Genomic DNA, 18,265 nt, shown 5'->3' with positions numbered 1-18,265 from the left:
CAGGGTCGAAATTGAATATCAGCCACCAGCGCGACGCCGAACACCCCCGGGTGCGCGGCACCGAGCGCTCGCTGGCGCGTCGCGCCGAACTCATCGCCATCGGGCGGAAGTTGTTCGCCGACACGTCCTACGACGCGCTCTCGATGGACGACATCGCCCGGCAGGCGCAGGTGGCCAAGGGGCTGATCTACTACTACTTCCAGTCCAAGCGCGGCTACTACCTGGCGATCATCAAGGACTCCGTCGCCGACCTGGTCACTTACGCCGCGAGCGGTCTCGAACTGCCGCCGGTGGACCGCGTCCACCGCACGATCGACAGCTATCTGCGCTACGCCGAGCACAACCAGGCCGCCTACCGCACCATCGTCAGCGGTGGCGTCGGATTCGATGCCGAGGTGCACGCCATCCGGGACGGGGTGCGCGAGGCGATCGTCGCGACCATCGCCGAGGGTGCGTACGGCAGCGGCGACATCGCCCCGCTGGCCCGCATGGGCCTGCTCGCCTGGGTGTGCAGTGTCGAAGGTGCCGCCCTGGACTGGATCGACCGCCCCGAACTCTCCCGCGACGTCATGTGCGAACTGCTGGTGAAGTCGCTGGGCGGCGCGATGCGCGCCATCGAAGAACTGGACCCGTCCTACCCCGCTCCCCAGCCCGCCCGCCGGGACACCTGAACAGCCCAAGGGGCGGAGGTCTCGTGGTCCTCCGCCCCAAGCCCCGTGGAATGGGGCTACTTGATCGCCTTGATCAGCTCGCCGCCGTTCGTGTCGCCGCTCAGCTCCCAGAAGAACGTGCCGCCCAGGCCCTGCTGGTTCTTGTACGTCATCTTGGTCGCGATGGTCGCGGGGGTGTCGTAACTCCACCAGTCGGTCCCGCACTTGGCGTACGCGGTGCCGCCCACGGTGCCGGTCGCCGGGCACTTGGTCTTGAGGACCTTGTAGTCCTCGATGCCGTCCTCCCAGGTGCCGTCGGCCGGACCGGTCGCGGTGCCGCCGGGTGTCGACTGGGTGGCTCCGGTCCAGCCGCGGCCGTAGAAGCCGATGCCGAGCAGCAGTTTGGAGGCCGGGATGCCGAGGCCCTTGAGCTTCGCGATGGTCGCCGAGGAGTGGAAGTTCGCCTTCGGGATGCCGGTGTACGAGGTCAGCGGGGAGTGCGGTGCGGTCGGGCCGGCCGCGTCCCAGGCGCCGAAGAAGTCGTAGGTCATCGGGTTGTACCAGTCGATGTACTGGGCCGCGCCCGCGTAGTCCGCCGCGTCGATCTTGCCGCCCGCGGTCGCGTCGGCGGTGATCGCCGCGGTGACCAGGTTGCCTGCGCCGAACTTGGCCCGCAGTGCCTGCATGAGGTTCTTGAAGGCCGCCCGGCCGCTGGTGTCGCAGGTGGCGCCGCAGGCGTTCGGGTACTCCCAGTCGATGTCGATGCCGTCGAAGACATCAGCCCACTTGGAGTTCTCGACCAGGTCGTAGCAGGACTGGGCGAACGCGGCCGGGTTCTTGGCCGCCTCGCCGAAACCGGCCGACCAGGTCCAACCGCCGAAGGACCAGAGGACCTTGAGGCCCGGGTGCTTCTTCTTCAGCTCGCGCAGCTGGTTGAAGGTGCCGCGCAGCGGCTGGTCCCAGGTGTCGGCGACGCCGTCCACCGACTCGGCGGCGGTGTAGGTCCGTTCGGTGGCCGCGTAGTTGTCGCCCGCCGCGCACTTGCCGCCGGTGACATTGCCGAAGGCGTAGTTGATGTGGGTGAGCCTGGCCGCCGAGCCGGAGGTCTCGATGTTCTTGACGTAGTACTTGCGGTCGTAGGTGCCCCACTCCGTGAAGTAGCCGATCACTTTGGACCCGGCGGCTGCCTTCTGGGTGGGTTCGGCGGTGGCGGTGCTCGCGCCGGCGAGGAGTCCGGCGCCGAGGACGGCGCAGCAGACGGCGGACATCAGTGCCCGGAACCGGGCGCGGGGACGGTGGGGACGGTGCATCGGGTGTCTCCTCGTGGGGGAGAGGGAGTGCGGGTCGATTGGCATGAACGCGTTCAAGCGATGATGCGCGCCAACGGTAGGAGGACTAGACCAGCAGGTCAATGGTTCGGACCAATTTTCGGCGCCTGGAATATCCCTGGAGTAAGCGGTCGTTAACTGGTGACGGAGAGCCTTCGATCGGGCATACTCACAGCGCAGAGCCGCTGGTCAGAACCTTCCGCAACCCGGGAGGACCCGAGCACCGGCCCGCATCGAGACAGACCGTCGGAGCCGCCCCACCCACCAGGCGCGCCCGTCAGTGCCCGTCAGGGAGGAGAGCGTCGCCATGACCGACCGCACCCCGCAGCCGGTGGACAGACAACTGCCCACGGACGAGGCACGGGATCTGCTCGCCCTCGTTCGTGACATCGCTCAGCGCGAGATCGCCCCGAAGGCGGCCGAGGAGGAAGACGCCGGACGCTTCCCGCGCGAGATCTTCACCCTGCTCTCGGAATCCGGCCTCCTCGGCCTGCCGTACGACTCCGAGTACGGCGGCGGCGACCAGCCGTACGAGATCTACCTCCAGGTCCTCGAAGAGCTGGCCGCGGCCCGGCTCACCGTCGGCCTCGGGGTGAGCGTCCACTCCCTGTCCTGCTATGCGCTCGCCACCTACGGCAGCAAGCAGCAGCAGGTCGAGTTCCTGCCCGACATGCTCGGCGGCGGGCTTCTCGGCGCGTACTGCCTGTCCGAGCCGTCGTCCGGCTCGGACGCGGCCTCACTGCGGACGAAGGCCGTGCGGGACGACGGGGGCCCCTCCCGCTCGAGCGCAGCCGAGAGTGGGGGAGACTGGATGATCACCGGCACGAAGGCCTGGATCACCCATGGCGGGGTCGCCGACTTCTATACGGTCATGGCCCGTACCGGCGCGGAGGGTGCGCGCGGGATCACCGCGTTCCTGGTGCCCGCCGACGCGGAGGGGCTGAGCGCGGCGGCGCCGGAGAAGAAGATGGGCATGAAGGGGTCGCCGACCGCGCAGGTCCACTTCGACGGGGTGCGGGTGCCCGACGAACGGCGGATCGGCGACGAGGGGCAGGGCTTCGCGATCGCCCTCGCCGCGCTCGACTCCGGGCGGCTCGGCATCGCGGCCTGCGCCATCGGCCTGGCCCAGGCGGCGCTCGACGAGGCGCTGGCGTACGCCACCGGACGGCAGCAGTTCGGGCGGCCGATCTCCGACTTCCAGGGGCTGCGTTTCCTGCTCGCCGACATGGCGACCCAGATCGAGGCGGGCCGAGCGCTGTATCTGGCAGCGGCGCGGCTGCGGGACGCCGGGCGGCCGTTCGCCAAGCAGGCCGCCATGGCCAAGCTGCACTGCACCGACACGGCGATGAAGGTCACCACGGACGCCGTCCAGGTCCTCGGCGGGTACGGCTACACGGCCGACTTCCCGGTCGAGCGCTATATGCGCGAGGCCAAGGTGCTGCAGATCGTCGAGGGCACCAACCAGATCCAGCGGATGGTCATCGCCCGTCATCTCGCGGGTCCCGAGACCCGCTGACCTGACTCAGTCCGCGCGGCGGCGCCGCGAGCCGGATCCACTCCGGGTCGTGGCGTCCCGGCAGGGTGCGCCCGCGGTCGGCCCACTTGCGCATGAGATCGCGGTAGATGGGGGGATCCTGGGGCTGTGGCGGCGCCGGCGGAACCGATTTTGCGGGCGCCGGAACGAACACCCGGCGGGCTCGTCCCGTCGCCGGATAGGTGGGGGTCATACCTGGCCAACGCACGGGCCGATCGGCAGGTCACCGAGCTGCGAAATCGTCTGTGAGTTCGCGGACGTATTGCTCCGTATATGGTTTCCTCCGATTACCTGACGTACCGTCAATCGCGCTGCCTCCAGGGAGGTATGCCATGGCCGACGATCGTCCTGTACCGCTCGACGAGTACCCGGTGCACCAGGTCCCCCTGTCCATGAAGCACGTGGCGACCGGCGACCGGAACGCCTACGACCGCTGCATCTTCCACGTCGTCGACCACGAGGGACGGGCGCTGCTGATTCTCGGGCTCGGGGTGTATCCGAACGTGGGGGTCGTCGACGCGTACGCGACCCTGCGGGTGGGGGACACGCTGCATGCGGTACGGGCGTCGGACGCCCGGGGGGAGGACCGGATGCGGCTCGCGGTCGGGCCGTGCGCATTCTCGTCGAACGGCCGCTGCAGGACTTCGTGTTGAGCTGCGCGGCCGATCCGGGCGATGCGGACGGGCTGTCGTACGAGATCAACTGGTCGGCCGACTTCCCCGCCCTGTGGGAGCCGCACCACCTCCAGCGGCGCGGCGCCCGGCTCACCCTGGAGGGCAGGCGCTTCGTCCAGGCCGGCCACTGCGACGGCTGGATCCGCGGTCCGTTTCGAGGATCGCTTCCTGATGGTCATCACCCAGGAGGACGCCGACGGCCACCGCTCGCTCACCGGCGCCGACCCGCTGCGTGCCACCCGCCTGGCCTGGGTGCTCGGCATCCAGCTCGGCGACATACGCAAGCCGACGGAGTTGGACGTGGAGATCCTGACCTCCTCCCCGCTCGCGATCGGCGCCGGCCACCCACCCGCCGACGACTGGCGGCACGGCACCTGGCGCGGCCACGGCTGGACCGACCGCCGCACGTACGACCTCTTCGAGCACGGGTCGTTCGGACGGCATGATCCGAGCGGGTTCACGGACTTCACGTCGGTTGCGCCCCAGGTGGTGTGTGACATGGCACCCACGGCACCCCGGCCCCGCACCACCACCCGCGACCCCGAGGACGTCGCCCGCCGTCTCACCGCCTGGCTCGGCACCCGGCTGCCCGGCGCCAAAGCCGTCCGCGTCACCGTGCCCGCCACGAACGGCATGTCCAGCGAGACCCTGCTCTTCGACCTCGAACACCCCGAACCACCCCTGCACGCCTGCGCATTGAGGCTCGCGACGGACCCGGAGGCGTACACCGACCTCCCGGTGCCCAGGGTGCTGTGGCTGGAGGAGGGCCCCGGCCCGCTCGGGGCGCCGTTCTTCGTCATGGAGCGCCTGCAGGGGCGGGTGCCGCCGCACGTCATGCCTTACACGTACGAGGGAAACTGGCTGCACGCGGCGAGCGACGCGGAGCGTGCGCATCTGGAGGCGGCGACCATCGGGCTGTTGGCCCGGCTGCACGACCAAGTCCCGCCGCGTGAGGCCGAGTTCCTCGCCCTGCCGGGTGACGGCGACGCCCTGCGCCGCCACGTCACGGCTCAACGCGCCTACTACGCCTGGGTCGTCGACGGACTCGCCCGCTCACCCCTCATCGAGAACGCCTTCGAGCGGCTTGAGGAACTCTGGCCGCGCGAAACGGGCACGCCGGTGCTCAACCGGGGCGACGCACGCATCGGAAACGTCGTGTACGACGGCTTCGAACCCGCCGCCGTCCTCGACTGGGAGATGGCGGCCCTGGCCCCGCGCAAGGTCGACCTCGGCTGGACTGTGTACCTGCACCGCTTCGACCGGGTCGAGGAGCGCTACGCGCGCCTCACCGGCCACACCCCGCGCGACATGGACTTCTACATGCTGTACGCCGCACTGCGGCACGCCATCGTCATGCTGCGCATCGCCTACCGCCAGGTCCACTTCGGCGAAGTTGACCTGCCGGCGGACCCGGACACACTGATCCTGCACCACGGCAGTCCGCGAGCCATGGTGCAGGGCAGCTACTGGGATTGAGCGAGCCGGCTCAGGCGGCGTGACGCCGCATCACGGGGACCCGCATGGGGCGCGAACCCGGTCCGCCGACGTGCGAGAAGGGCTGCTTGCGCCAGTCAAGCCCCTGCGGAAGCGTCAGCAGCAGGGCGGTGTCCTGCTCCTGGGGCTCGACCGACTCGTCCGCGGGACGGGCCTCGGACGCGCGACGGCCGGTGCCGGCGCAGACCGTGAGCCCGAACGGGTTCCACGGCGACACGCACAGCGCGTGCTCCGGCAGGATCTCCTCGTCCGCCAGCAGGGCGATGGGCTGTGCGCAGTCCGGGCAGATCACCCGGTACATCTCGAAGGTGTCGTACGCGTCGAGCTCCTCCGCTTCGAGAGCCTCGGCGGCGTCGGGTTCGACGCCCTCCGGCTGGGGCTCGACGACGGGCTGCTGCCGCTTGGGCGTGGTACGACCAGGGCGCTTAACACTCTGCATGGGATTCTCCCCCTCGGGCTGGGCCGTGACGGCACTGCGGCCTCGACCACAGCAAGCACTTCCCGCCCGGTCTCGGCGTTAATCACGGGAACATCACGGAGAATCCGGCGGGCCTGTGGCGTTCGTCACATGCCATCCGCAGGTGCCCGGGGTGGCACGCTTGTTCCTCAGTCCGCTCACAGGCTGCTCTCGGCCACATCACGAACCGGGTATGACCTGGAGTGCTCAGGTATCCGAGGAGATCAACGGCACTGTAGGTTCTTGCGTCATGGAGGAGCTGGACCGACAGATCGTGCAGCTGCTCGTCAAGGACGGGCGGATGAGTTACACCGACCTGGGCAAGGCCACGGGCCTGTCCACGTCGGCCGTGCACCAGCGCGTGCGCCGGCTGGAACAGCGCGGCGTCATCCGCGGGTACGCCGCGGTCGTCGACCCCGAGGCGGTCGGGCTGCCCATGACCGCCTTCATCTCGGTCAAGCCGTTCGACCCCAGCGCCCCCGACGACATCGCCGAGCGACTGGCCGGCGTGCCCGAGATCGAGGCCTGCCACAGCGTCGCGGGCGACGAGAACTACATCCTCAAGGTCCGGGTGTCCACCCCGCACGAGCTGGAGGAGCTGCTGGCCCGGCTGAGGTCATTGGCCGGTGTCTCGACGCGGACGACGGTCGTGCTGTCGACGCCGTACGAGGCACGGCCGCCAAGGATCTGAGCGCCCTGCTGACAGGCCGCCGCGCGTGAGGCGCGAAACTGTCCCTCATGAGTGAACGCGCCGCTGCCTCCCCCCGCACCGTCCTCCTCCGTCGCGGGGAGGTCCACAGCCCCGCCGATCCGTTCGCGACCGCGATGGTCGTCGAGCGCGGACAGGTCGCCTGGGTGGGCTCCGAGGGTGCTGCCGACGCCTTCGCCGAGGGTGTGGACGAGGTCGTCGACCTGGACGGCGCGCTCGTCACCCCCGCGTTCACCGACGCCCACGTCCACACCACGTCCACCGGTCTCGCCCTCACCGGCCTGGACCTGTCCACCGCTCCCTCCCTCGAAGCGGCCCTCGCCGCCGTACGGGACTTCGCCGCCGCCCGCCCGGACGACCGGGTCCTCCTCGGTCATGGCTGGGATGCCGCCCGCTGGCCGGGAGGCCGCCCGCCGACCCGCGCGGAACTCGACGAGGCGACGGGCGGCCGCCCCCTGTACCTGTCCCGTATCGACGTCCACTCGGCGGTCGTCACGACGGCCCTGCTCGATCTGGTCCCCGGCGGGATCACGCGGGCCGACGAACCGCTCACCCGCGACGCCCATCACGCCGTACGCGCCGCCGCGTTCGCAGCCGTGACGCCCGCACAGCGCACCGGGGCCCAGCGCGCCGCCCTCGCCCACGCCGTCTCCGTCGGCATCGGCTCGGTCCACGAGTGCGCCGGCCCCGACATCTCCTCGGAGGACGACTTCACGGACCTGCTGCGGCTCGCGGCCGAGGGGCCGGGCCCGCGGGTGGTGGGCTACTGGGCGGAGCTGGATGTCGAGAAGGCACGCGAGCTGGGCGCCATCGGCGCGGCCGGCGACCTGTTCGTCGACGGCTCCCTCGGCTCGCACACCGCCTGTCTGCACGAGCCGTACGCCGACGCCGACCACACCGGCGTTTCCTACCTGGACACCGCCGACGTCGCCGCCCATGTCGCCGCCTGTACCGAGGCGGGCCTCCAGGCGGGCTTCCACGCGATCGGGGACGCCGCCGTGACGGCCGTGGTGGACGGCGTGCGCGCCGCCGCCGAGAAGGTCGGTCTCGCCCGCGTCCGCGCCGCCCGGCATCGCGTCGAGCACGCCGAGATGCTCACCCCGGACACCGTCGCCGCCTTCGCCGAGCTCGGTCTGACCGCCTCCGTGCAGCCCGCCTTCGACGCGCTGTGGGGCGGCGAGGACGGCATGTACGCCCAGCGTCTCGGCGTACGGCGGGCCCGCCTGCTGAACCCCTTCGCGGCCCTGCTGCGCGCCGGCGTCCCGCTCGCCTTCGGCTCCGACAGCCCGGTCACGCCCCTCGACCCCTGGGGCACCGTCCGGGCCGCCGCCTTTCACCGGACGCCCGCGCACCGGGTCTCCGTGCGCGCCGCGTTCACGGCCCACACGCGGGGTGGCTGGCGGGCCGTCGGACGGGACGACGCGGGGGTGCTGGTGCCGGGCGCACCCGCGGACTACGCCGTGTGGCGCGCCGACGCGCTGGTCGTGCAGGCCCCTGACGACCGGGTCGCACGCTGGTCGACCGACCCCCGCTCCGGCACCCCGGGTCTGCCCGACCTGAGCCCGGGCGCAGACCTCCCCGTGTGCCTGCGGACCGTGGTGGGCGGACGGACCGTGTTCGTACGGCCGGGCGAGTGACGTCACGGGGTGGCGTGCACAAGATCGGCGTCCGGCGCACTGTCGCTCGACCTGCGTATCCTCCGCACTGACCAGGGCTTTGAGTAGATATCCGCAGGTCAAGCGGCTGTTGACAGCCGATGGCGGGGGGCCGGTAGGTTCGGCCCAGTCCACCACCGGACGCCCGACCGGAGAACTTCCGTGCAGTCGTCGCCACGCCGCTGGGTCAGGGACGGTGTCGCCGCACCGGGGCACCGCCACTGGGAGCCAGGCCCAGCGCCCGCGCCGCGACGAGGGAACGTTCCGGCCGGTCGGGGAGGTGTGACCCGGGTGGGGCCCGGGTGCTCAGTAGACAACGGCCTTTCGGTCGACCCGCAGCCAGCGGGTCCCAGGTCGGCCCGAAGGGCGCCGGGCCCCCATCCGCAGACCCACGGACGTCGTGGATCACAGACGTCGAAAAGGGGACACTTACCCGGCTCTTGCCGAATCGACACTGGTGTACGACCCTTCTGACGCGTCCCCGCAGGCAGCGCCCACTATGGTGGACACCTGCGCACGGACACGAAGGGGCAGTAGTGAACGACGGCGACGGGACCCTCGCGGCACAGAGCCAGGGGAGGCAGTTCGGGCCGCTCGGCACGGCCTTGGTGATCATCCCGACCTACAACGAGGCGGAGAACATCAAGGCGATCGTCGGGAGGGTGCGCAAGGCCGTCCCCAAGGCTCACGTGCTCGTCGCCGACGACAACAGCCCCGACGGCACGGGCAAGTTCGCCGATGAGCTGGCCGTCGAGGACGACCAGGTCCATGTCCTGCACCGCCAGGGCAAGGAAGGCCTCGGCGCCGCCTACCTCGCGGGGTTCCGCTGGGGCATGGAGCACGGCTTCGGCGTACTGATCGAGATGGACGCCGACGGCTCCCACCAGCCCGAGGAACTGCCCCGGCTGCTCACCGCGCTCAAGGGAGCCGATCTGGTGCTCGGCTCCCGCTGGGTGCCCGGCGGCCGGGTGGTGAACTGGCCCAAGTCCCGTGAGTTCATCTCCCGCGGCGGCAGCCTCTACTCGCGCGTGCTGCTCGACGTCCCCATCCGTGACGTCACCGGCGGCTACCGCGCCTTCCGCCGCGAGACCCTGGAGGGCCTCGGCCTCGACGAGGTCGCCTCCCAGGGTTACTGCTTCCAGGTCGACCTGGCCCGCCGCGCGATCAAGGCCGGGTACCACGTCGTCGAGGTCCCCATCACCTTCGTGGAGCGCGAGTACGGCGACTCCAAGATGAGCCGGGACATCCTCGTGGAGGCGCTGTGGCGGGTCACCACATGGGGCGTGGGGGAGCGGGTCGGCAAGGCCTTCGGCCGGGGCAAGCCGTCACAGTCGTAGCCCTACGGCCTCACAGGCACCATTGATCTGCCTCTTATCCCGTACTGAGCCGGACCCAGGCACACTGGACGCATGACGACTGGCGCTCCGATTCCCACCCACCCCGCACGGCCCCGGCGCTCCCGGCTGCGCACCTTCCTGCCGCTGTCCATCGCCGCCTGGCTGGTGCTGGAGATCTGGCTGCTGACCGTGGTCGCGGGCGCCTCCAGCGGGTTCACGGTGTTCCTGCTGCTGCTCGCCGGGTTCGTGCTCGGCGCGGTGGTCATCAAGCGGGCCGGCCGCCGTGCCTTCCGGAACCTCACCGAGACGCTGCAACAGCAGCAGAGCGGCGCGACGACGCCCCCGGCCCCGTCGGGCAACAGCGAGGGCAACGGGCTGATGATGCTCGGCGGTCTGCTGCTGATGATCCCCGGCCTGGTCTCGGACGCGGTGGGCCTGCTCCTGCTGGTCCCGCCGGCCCAGAAGGCCATCGGCCGGTATGCGCAGCGCACCTTCGAGCGCACCCTGCGCGAGGCCGGCTCCGGCACCCTGGGCGATGCCTTTCAACAGGTGCGCATGCACCGCCCCGACGGCAAGGTCGTGCAGGGTGAGGTCATCCGGGACGAGCCGGGGGACGCCCCGCAGGGTCCGCGCCCGCCGCTCACGGGCTGAGGCCCGCCCGGGCACACCAAAACCGCGGGCGCCGTACGTCAACCTCACGTACGGCGCCCGCGGTTGTGTGCGTGCGTTGCTTACTGCCCAAGCCCCGCAGAAATCACGCGGACTTGCGGCTGTCGCGCGGATGTACCGCGATGTTCATCGCACCGGACCGCAGAACTGCCAGACGCTCCGCGAGGACCTCTTCGAGTTCCTCGCGGGTGCGCCGCTCCATCAGCATGTCCCAATGTGTACGCGCGGGCTTGGCCTTCTTTTCCTCAGGGCCGTCGCCGTCAACGAGGAGTGCCTGGGCCCCGCAGACCTTGCACTCCCACTCCGGCGGGATCTCCGCCTCGACCGAGAAGGGCATCTCGAACCGGTGCCCCTTCTCGCATGCGTACTCCACGGCCTGGCGCGGGGCCAGGTCGATGCCGCGGTCCGTCTCGTAGCTGGTCACCACGAGGCGCGTGCCGCGAAGAGCTCGCTCACTCATGAATCGTGCCTCCCGGGCTTGTCGCCCACAGGACAGGTGTCGCTGTCGTCGTCATCCGGTCAACGTCCGGTCGGCGGTAAAGATTCCCGTTCCGTGTCCCGTTCCGGGTCATGCGTCGCCGTCGTAGCCGCCCCTTGTTGTACCCACCAGCGCCCGGTTTGTCACATCTGCTAGCAGATGTCACCCAGCGTTTCGGCATCTTTGACGCGCAGTAACGGTACGCCTGGCAGGCCAAACGCGTACACTACCGCCCTTTCGCCTTGAGTGCTAAATCCTGTCCGGAACGGGGTTGCCCGCGTCGGCGATCGCCCGCCGCACCGGAACCCGTGCGAGCAGGGCAAACCCCAGGATGAAGAAGGCCACTAGAGAGATGATCGCGTCCCGATAACTTCCGGTCAGCTGGTAGGTGAGACCGAACAGAAGAGGGCCCAGCCAGCTCATGCCCCGGTCGCTGAGTTCGTACGCCGAGAAGTACTCGGCCTCTTTTCCGGGCGGGACCAGATGCGAGAACAGGGAGCGGGACAGTGCCTGGCTGCCGCCGAGGACGAGCCCGATCCCGGCGGCGAGCACGAAGAACCAGACCGGAGCGCCCGCCGGCAGGAAGTAGCCCGCGCCCAGTGTCACCGTCCAGGCGATCAGTGAGCCGAGGATCGTGCGCTTGGCGCCGTACGCCCGGGCCAGCCGCCCCAGCGCGAGGGCGCCCACGACCGCCAGCACCTGGACCATGAGCACCGCCCCGATCAGCGTCGACTGCCCGAGCCCCAGCTCCTCGGAGCCGTACACGGAGGCCTGGGAGATCACCGTCTGGATGCCGTCGTTGTAGACGAGATAGGCCAGCAGGAACGCCAGCGTCAGCGGATGGCGGCGCATGTCGCGGACGGTGGCCGCCAACTGCCGGAATCCGGGGGCGGTCGCATCCTTCGCCGTGGATCGGCGGTCGCGCAGCCGTCGTAGCGGGATGAGGGTGAAGGCGCCCCACCACAGGCCGGCCGAGGCGAGACAGATGCGGACGGCGGTGCCCTCCGAGACACCGAAGGTGTCGTGGGCGAGATAGAGCACCAGATTCAGTACGAGGACCAGCGCGCCCGCCGCATAACCGAACGCCCAGCCCCGGGAGGAGACCGCGTCGCGTTCCTCGGGCGGGGCGATCTGCGGCAGGTAGGAGTTGTAGAGCATCATCGCCACGGACTGGGCGGCGTTGGCGACGATCAGCAGGATGCCGCCGAGCAGATAGCGGTCCCCGTCGAGGAAGAACATCGCCGTCGTCGCCGTGGCCCCCACATAGGCGGCGGCCGCGAGGAGCGGCTTCTTGCGGCCGGTGCGGTCGGCGGCGGCGCCCACCAGGGGCATCACCAGCACGGCCGCGATCACCGACAGGGACACCGAGTACGCGAAGAAGGACCCCGCGCGGACCGGGATCCCCAGGGGATGCACGAATCCGTCCCCGTCCGCGGCCTCTTTCGCGACCGAGGTCAGATAGGGGCCCAGGAACACGGTGAGCACGCTCGTCGAATAGACGGAGCACGCCCAGTCGTAGAAATACCAGCCGCGCTGCTCAAGCCGCCGCCCCGTGGCCTCGTCGGCCGCTTCCGTCCGCACGGTGCCGGTGCCCACCCGTGCCCTCGCTTCCCCGAGAAGGCCAGCGCCTGCCGGGGCTCACATCCAGAGGCCCCGGTCCTCCATGACCTTGCGCAATGTGTCGATGTGATCGGTCATGATGCCATCGACTCCCAGGTCGAGGAGCCGGTGCATGTCATCGGCCTCGTTGATCGTCCACACATGCACCTGCAGCCCGCGCGCGTGGGCGGTGCGGATGAAGCGGTGGTCCACCACCTGGATGCCGGACTGGGCCTCGGGCACCTGCGCGGCGACCGCCGAGCGGCGCAGCGCCGCCGGGACGCCCCAGGAGCGCAGCCGCAGGTTCAGGACGCCGCGGGTGCCGTACGACGTCGCCAGGCGCGGCCCGGCCAGCCGCTGGGCACGCACCACGCGCGCCTCGGAGAAGGAGCCGACGCAGATCCGGTCCCAGGTGTTCGTGCGCTCGATCAGCTCGAGGAGCGGGTGGAGGGCGGGCTCGGCCTTCATGTCGACGTTCCAGCGGACGTCGGGGAACTCCTCGAGCAGGTCCTCGAAGAGGGGCACCGGCTCCTTGCCCGCCACGCGCGCGTGCGCCACGTCCTTCCACGGCAGGTCGGCGATCCGGCCCGCCCCGTCGGTCACCCGGTCCAGGGTCGCGTCGTGGAAGGCGACGAGCTTTCCGTCCGACGTGGCGTGGACGTCGGTCTCGAGGTACCGGTAGCCCATCTCCACCGCGCGCCGGAACTGCAGCGCGGTGTTCTCCAGGCCGTCCGCGTCGCCGCCGCGGTGGGCGAAGGCGATCGGGCCGGGGTGGTCGAGATAGGGGTGGCGTATCCGCGTGCTCACGGACGAAGTATCGCCCCATGGGGTTGCCCTTCGGCAACGACGGTGCTGCGGCCCGGTGCCGACGGGACGGCGAACACGCGCAGGAAGAGCTGGGCCAGCGGGCCGATCGAGACCGCGTACAGGAGGGTGCCGACGCCGATCGTGCCGCCGAGGGCGAAGCCCGTCACGACCACCGCCACCTCGACGGTCGTCCGCATCAGCCGGATCGAGCGGCCGGTGCGCTGATGCAGCCCGGTCATCAGCCCGTCCCGGGGGCCCGGACCGAAGCGCGCGGCGATGTAGAGGCCGGTGGCCACGCCGTTGAGCAGGATTCCGGCGAGCAGGAGAGGGATGCGTACGGCCAGGGAATGGGCGGCGGGCAGCAGGGCGAGGGTGCCGTCCATGGCGATGCCGACGACGAAGACGTTGGAGACGGTGCCGAGCCCGGGACGCTGGCGCAGCGGGATCCACAGGAGCAGGACAGCCGCGCCGACCACGATCGACACCACGCCGATCGTCAGGCCCGTCAGCTCGGCCAGGCCCTGGTGCAGCACGTTCCACGGCTCAAGCCCCAGGCCCGCCTCCACGAGGAGGGCCGAACTCGCTCCGTAGAGCGCGAGACCGGCGTACAGCTGGATCAGTCGGCGCGTCAATTGGCCCTTCGCGGACAAGACGTTCCCCCCTGGTGGTGGTTGTGGCCTGGTGCATGACACCCTGTGGCTTGAGGAGAAACATGATCCATGGCCAATTCGGGGAAGGTGGACTGATTTCCATGGCGCAGTGGACATCGGCGGTGGGGGCGGCTCAGCTCGCCCGGCTGCTCGGCTCCCAGCAGGACCGCCCGGCGGGCCCGGGCACGCGCCGTCCGCCCGCCTACCGCGCGCTCGCCGACGGCATCCGGCTGCTCGTGCTCGAAGGCCGCGTCCCGGTGGCCGCGCGACTGCCCGCCGAACGCGAGCTGGCCCTCTCCCTCTCCGTCAGTCGTACGACCGTCGCCGCGGCCTACGAGGCGCTGCGTGCCGAGGGATTCCTGGAGTCCCGGCGTGGAGCGGGCAGTTGGACCGCCGTACCGGCCGGCAATCCGCTGCCTGCGCGCGGTCTGGAGCCCCTGCCGCCCGAGGCGCTCGGCTCGATGATCGACCTCGGCTGTGCGGCGCTGCCCGCGCCCGAGCCGTGGCTGACGCGGGCGGTGCAGGGGGCGCTGGAGGAGTTGCCGCCGTACGCGCACACGCATGGCGACTATCCGGCGGGGCTGCCGGCGCTGCGCGCGATGATCGCCGAGCGGTACACCTCGCGTGGGATTCCGACCATGCCCGAGCAGATCATGGTGACGACGGGTGCGATGGGTGCCATCGACGCCATCTGCCACCTTTTCGGCGGGCGGGGCGAGCGGATCGCGGTGGAGTCGCCTTCGTACGCCAACATCCTGCAGCTGATGCGGGAGGCGGGTGCTCGGCTCGTGCCCGTCGCCATGGCCGAGGGGCTTGCCGGGTGGGACATGGACCGGTGGCGGCAGGTGCTGCGGGAGGCGGCGCCGCGGATCGCGTATGTCGTCGCCGACTTCCACAATCCGACCGGTGCGCTGGCGGATGAGAACCAGCGGCGGCAGTTGGTCGATGCGGCGCGGTCGGCGGGGACCGTGCTGATCGCCGACGAGACGATGAGCGAGCTGTGGCTGGACGACGAGGTCGAGATGCCGCGGCTCGTGTGTGCCTTCGACCCCGCCGGGTCGACCGTCGTCACCGTGGGGTCCGCGAGCAAGGCCTTCTGGGCCGGGATGCGGATCGGGTGGGTGCGGGCGGCTCCCGATGTGATCCGCAGCCTGGTCGCCGCGCGTGCGTATGCGGATCTGGGGACGCCTGTCCTGGAGCAGTTGGCCGTGAACTGGCTGTTCAGCACCGGGGGTTGGGAGAAGGCGGTGGAGGTGCGGCGGGGTCAGGCGCGGGACAACCGGGAGGCGCTGGTGGCTGCGGTGCGGGGGCGGCTGCCGGAGTGGGAGTTCGAGGTGCCGCGAGGTGGGCTGACGCTGTGGGTGCGGACCGGGGGGCTGTCCGGGTCGCGGCTTGCGGAGGCGGGGGAGCGGGTGGGGGTACGGGTGCCGTCCGGGCCTCGCTTCGGGGTGGACGGGGCCTTCGAGGGGTATGTGCGGTTGCCGTTCACTGTGGGGGGCGCGGTGGCGGAGGAGGCCGCGGCGCGGCTGGCTGCTGCGGCTCGGTTGGTGGAGAGCGGTGGGGCTGGGGGAGCCGGGGGGACTGAGACGCCTCGTACGTTTGTGGCGTGACTGTGCGTGGGGGTGGGCGCCGTGGGGTGGGTCGCGCAGTCCGGCGCTTGCGGGGCGCGGCTTGGCAGCTCGACGTCCCGGCTACGCGGGTTCCACTGCGGCTGCCTTTTCGGTGAGCTGCTTCGGTTCCGACTCTTCCGGCTCTTCCGTCAGCTGTTCCGGTTCCGCGTCTGCCGGTGTTGTTTTCGGGGGGAGGAGGGCCAGGACCGCCTGGCGGTGGGCCTCTGTCGCGGTGTCGTCGTAGGGGTCGGGGGTGGCGGGGACCTGGAGGCGGTGGACTTGGCCTGTGCCGAGGCGGGCGTAGCCGCGGCCGGGCGGGACGTGGGTGACGGGGGTGGTGTGCGGGGGTGTGCCGAGGACCGTCTTCAGTTGGTCGGCCGTGGCCGGGCCCAGGACGACCCGCGCGCGGGTGTGCTGCTGTACCGGATCGCTCAAGGTGTCCAGGCTGTCGAACTGGTCGGCCACGACCACGGTGACGTTCGCCGCGCGACCGTGGCGGAGCGGGACCTGGAGCAGGGACTGCGGGTCCTTGCGGCCGTCCGCGGCGGCGACGTGGGTGAAGGCGCTCGGGCGGTCCAGGAGGATCCACAGGGGGCGTTTGGTGTCGTCCGGTGGCGGATGGCCCGCCTGGCGCGCGCGATTGACCGCGATCAGGCGGCGCTCCGTCTCGGCGGAGGCCCACTCCAGGCTGGCCAGAGCCCCGGCCAAGGCGCACTCCACGGCCAGCACACCGTCCCGGCCCGTGAGGCAGGCGTACTCGCCGGTGCCGCCGCCCTCGACGATCAGTACGTCGCCGTACTGGAGGGCTTGGAGGGCGATGGAGCGCAGCAGGGTCGAGGTGCCGCTGCCCGGCTGCCCCATGGCCAGCAGGTGCGGCTCGGTCGAGCGGACGCCGGTGCGCCAGACGACCGGTGGGACATCGCGCTGTTCCTCACCGAAGGTGAGGGGGAGCGTGCGCTGGACCTGGATGGGGTCGGTGAAGCCGAGGACCGTCTCGCCGGGGGACGTGACGAAACGCTGGGCGGCGATGTCGGTCGGAAGCGGGGCGAGGACCGTGACGGTGAGCAGGTTGCCCTCCTCGTCCCAGGTGAAGTGGTACTCGCGGCCGCGGCCGGACTTGGCGGTGATCAGATACTCGATACGGGCCCGGGCCTCGGCCTCGCCGTCCGTGAAGTACGCCGGGTAGCGGATCACCAGGTGCGTGACGCGGCCGGTGTCGTCGAAGCCGTAGGTCGGAAAGGCCTTCTCCCACGCGCCGCCGTGCGCGTAAAGAGGCGCGGGGTCCTCGACGGTCGAGAAGTACGGGACCAGGGCCTCGTACAGCGCCTGGAGGCGTTTGGCCTGCGACTCGTCGGGGCCGTCCGGGGCCGGCCCGGTGCGGTCCCGGCCCTGCCAGGCCGCCGCCGCCATCACGGTGATGACGGCCAGCAGTGGGCCGTACGGAAGGAGCGCCACGACCAGGATCACCGAGGCCACCAGGAACAGCAGCGGTCCGCGCCGGTCCTTGGCGGTGTCGGCCCACTTGCGCCGTCCGGCCGCTGCCAGCCGGCGCAGACCGCGGGTGATCGTGATCAGCGGGTGGAGGACATCGGTGGCGCTGTCGGCCGCCGTCCGGGCCAGCTCCCGGCTCCGGGCGAGCTGTGCGCTGCCGTTGCTCAGAATGCGGGGGAGGGGGCGGCGGGCCACTGCGGTCTCCTGAAGATGCGTGCGTACGGGCGGGAGGGCGGCGTCAGAACTTGATTCCGCCGAGGAGGCTCGCCAGGCTCTCGCCGCCGGCCTTGATGCTCGGGGCGATGGCCGTACTCGCCAGGTAGAAGCCGAAGAGTGCGGCCACCAGGGCGTGGGAGGCCTTGAGTCCGTCCTTCTTGAAGAAGAGGAAGACGATGATGCCGAGCAGGACCACGCCTGAGATGGACAGGATCATGTGAGTTCTCCTGGTTCGCGGGGACAGTCACCATGAGTACTTCCAGGCTCACAGGATGTATCCATACTATTAAAGGTGCAACTGGGTGAAATTCGGCAGATTTCCCCCACCCGGCGTAGTGTTCATCGGCGGTTCGGGCAGGTCGGTTCGCGCAGTGCGGTCCTGCGATGATCATTGCCCCGCGCGCACCCGGTCATGTGCCCGGGAAGCCAGTACGCTGGCGATTCACCCGTACTAGTGAGAGGCGGTCCGGCCGATGACTGAAGCCCCCGACCCCGAGGTCGTGGAGCTGGCGACCAAGATCTTCGATCTTGCCCGGCAGGGGCGGACCGAGGCGCTCGTGGCCTACGTCGACGCGGGTGTACCGGCCAACCTCACCAACGACCGCGGCGACTCCCTGGTGATGCTCGCCGCCTATCACGGGCACGCGGACGCGGTACGGGCGCTGCTGGCCCGGGGTGCCGAGGCCGACCGGATCAACGACCGGGGGCAGACGCCCCTCGCCGGGGCTGTCTTCAAGGGCGAGGAAGAAGTGATCCGAGCCCTCCTGGAGGGTGGCGCCGACCCGGCCGCGGGTACTCCGTCGGCCATCGACACGGCCCGGATGTTCGGCAAGGCCGAACTGCTGGAGTTGTTCGGCGCACACTGATCCGACCGCCCTGACCAGGCAAAACAGAAATCCGAAGCAGG

General features: G+C 70.6%; 18 protein-coding genes and 1 pseudogene. 10 read left to right on the top strand and 9 right to left on the bottom strand.

The features are described 5' to 3' along the window. Positions 1-11 precede the first annotated feature (11 nt). Positions 12-671, top strand: a complete 660-nt coding sequence (locus tag QQY66_RS07405; RefSeq protein ID WP_301978273.1) for a TetR/AcrR family transcriptional regulator — start codon at positions 12-14, stop codon at positions 669-671. Between the two features lie 56 nt (positions 672-727). On the opposite strand, the gene QQY66_RS07400 is transcribed toward QQY66_RS07405, so the two are convergent. Then, a complete protein-coding gene (locus tag QQY66_RS07400; protein WP_301978272.1) occupies positions 728-1,960 on the bottom strand; it encodes a glycoside hydrolase family 18 protein in 1,233 nt (410 codons plus the stop codon). Positions 1,961-2,285: 325 nt separating this feature from the next. Between QQY66_RS07400 and QQY66_RS07395 the strand changes: the two genes are divergently transcribed. Beyond that, positions 2,286-3,494, top strand: coding sequence for an acyl-CoA dehydrogenase family protein (locus QQY66_RS07395; RefSeq protein WP_301978271.1), 1,209 nt, complete (start codon positions 2,286-2,288; stop codon positions 3,492-3,494). Here QQY66_RS07395 and QQY66_RS07390 read toward each other — a convergent pair. Continuing rightward, complete coding sequence (locus QQY66_RS07390) at positions 3,457-3,705, bottom strand: hypothetical protein (RefSeq protein ID WP_301978269.1); 249 nt, start codon at positions 3,703-3,705, stop codon at positions 3,457-3,459. The genes QQY66_RS07395 and QQY66_RS07390 overlap by 38 nt on opposite strands. 139 nt (positions 3,706-3,844) lie before the next feature. On the opposite strand from QQY66_RS07390, the pseudogene QQY66_RS07385 reads away from it, so the two are divergent. Beyond that, a pseudogene (locus QQY66_RS07385) lies at positions 3,845-4,669 on the top strand (hypothetical protein); the annotation flags it as partial. Between the two features lie 15 nt (positions 4,670-4,684). Continuing rightward, positions 4,685-5,662, top strand: coding sequence for a phosphotransferase family protein (locus QQY66_RS07380; protein ID WP_301987215.1), 978 nt, complete (start codon positions 4,685-4,687; stop codon positions 5,660-5,662). A 10-nt stretch (positions 5,663-5,672) separates the two neighbouring features. Here the strand turns inward: QQY66_RS07380 and QQY66_RS07375 are convergent, their stop codons facing one another. After that, positions 5,673-6,119: a hypothetical protein gene (locus QQY66_RS07375; RefSeq protein WP_301978268.1), complete on the bottom strand. Its 447-nt coding sequence runs from the start codon at positions 6,117-6,119 to the stop codon at positions 5,673-5,675. 268 nt (positions 6,120-6,387) lie between these two features. On the opposite strand from QQY66_RS07375, the gene QQY66_RS07370 reads away from it, so the two are divergent. The 4 genes from QQY66_RS07370 (at position 6,388) to fxsA (ending at position 10,489) form a co-directional block, all read left to right on the top strand. Then, complete coding sequence (locus QQY66_RS07370; RefSeq protein WP_301978267.1) at positions 6,388-6,828, top strand: Lrp/AsnC family transcriptional regulator; 441 nt, start codon at positions 6,388-6,390, stop codon at positions 6,826-6,828. A gap of 47 nt (positions 6,829-6,875) precedes the next feature. Then, entirely contained in the window at positions 6,876-8,483 is a 1,608-nt protein-coding gene (locus QQY66_RS07365) for an amidohydrolase (protein ID WP_301978266.1), read from the top strand. A 554-nt stretch (positions 8,484-9,037) separates the two neighbouring features. After that, a complete protein-coding gene (locus QQY66_RS07360; protein ID WP_301978265.1) occupies positions 9,038-9,838 on the top strand; it encodes a polyprenol monophosphomannose synthase in 801 nt (266 codons plus the stop codon). Positions 9,839-9,910: 72 nt separating this feature from the next. Continuing rightward, the gene (fxsA, locus tag QQY66_RS07355; RefSeq protein WP_301978264.1) at positions 9,911-10,489 is read left to right on the top strand and encodes an FxsA family membrane protein; all 579 of its coding nucleotides are present in this window, start codon (positions 9,911-9,913) and stop codon (positions 10,487-10,489) included. A 103-nt stretch (positions 10,490-10,592) separates the two neighbouring features. Here fxsA and QQY66_RS07350 read toward each other — a convergent pair whose 3' ends face one another. The 4 genes from QQY66_RS07350 to QQY66_RS07335 form a co-directional block, all read right to left on the bottom strand. Continuing rightward, positions 10,593-10,967: an RNA polymerase-binding protein RbpA gene (locus tag QQY66_RS07350; protein WP_030677841.1), complete on the bottom strand. Its 375-nt coding sequence runs from the start codon at positions 10,965-10,967 to the stop codon at positions 10,593-10,595. A gap of 267 nt (positions 10,968-11,234) precedes the next feature. Further along, a complete protein-coding gene (locus tag QQY66_RS07345; protein ID WP_301978263.1) occupies positions 11,235-12,581 on the bottom strand; it encodes an MFS transporter in 1,347 nt (448 codons plus the stop codon). A 42-nt stretch (positions 12,582-12,623) separates the two neighbouring features. Continuing rightward, positions 12,624-13,391 carry a glycerophosphodiester phosphodiesterase gene (locus QQY66_RS07340; RefSeq protein WP_301978261.1) on the bottom strand — a complete coding sequence of 256 codons (768 nt, stop codon included), beginning with the start codon at positions 13,389-13,391 and terminating at the stop codon, positions 12,624-12,626. Beyond that, the gene (locus QQY66_RS07335) at positions 13,388-14,041 is read right to left on the bottom strand and encodes a YitT family protein (protein WP_301978259.1); all 654 of its coding nucleotides are present in this window, start codon (positions 14,039-14,041) and stop codon (positions 13,388-13,390) included. The genes QQY66_RS07340 and QQY66_RS07335 overlap by 4 nt, the downstream gene beginning before the upstream one ends. 101 nt (positions 14,042-14,142) lie before the next feature. Here QQY66_RS07335 and QQY66_RS07330 point away from each other — a divergent pair, with 101 nt between their 5' ends. Then, positions 14,143-15,651, top strand: a complete 1,509-nt coding sequence (locus QQY66_RS07330; RefSeq protein ID WP_301978257.1) for a PLP-dependent aminotransferase family protein — start codon at positions 14,143-14,145, stop codon at positions 15,649-15,651. Between the two features lie 81 nt (positions 15,652-15,732). Here QQY66_RS07330 and QQY66_RS07325 read toward each other — a convergent pair whose 3' ends face one another. Together QQY66_RS07325 and QQY66_RS07320 are read right to left on the bottom strand one after the other, a co-directional pair. After that, positions 15,733-17,337, bottom strand: coding sequence for a hypothetical protein (locus QQY66_RS07325; RefSeq protein ID WP_301978256.1), 1,605 nt, complete (start codon positions 17,335-17,337; stop codon positions 15,733-15,735). Positions 17,338-17,380: 43 nt separating this feature from the next. Beyond that, positions 17,381-17,575, bottom strand: a complete 195-nt coding sequence (locus tag QQY66_RS07320) for a hypothetical protein (RefSeq protein ID WP_015661880.1) — start codon at positions 17,573-17,575, stop codon at positions 17,381-17,383. A 256-nt stretch (positions 17,576-17,831) separates the two neighbouring features. Between QQY66_RS07320 and QQY66_RS07315 the strand changes: the two genes are divergently transcribed. Next, on the top strand, positions 17,832-18,224 hold the full coding sequence (locus QQY66_RS07315; protein WP_301978254.1) for an ankyrin repeat domain-containing protein: 393 nt from the start codon (positions 17,832-17,834) through the stop codon (positions 18,222-18,224). Positions 18,225-18,265 lie beyond the last annotated feature (41 nt).

It is taken from the genome of Streptomyces sp. DG2A-72 (assembly GCF_030499575.1).
Taxonomy (GTDB): Bacteria; Actinomycetota; Actinomycetes; order Streptomycetales; family Streptomycetaceae; genus Streptomyces.
Note: the sequence above shows the minus strand (reverse complement) of the source record. Positions and strands in the feature narration are given on the sequence as shown.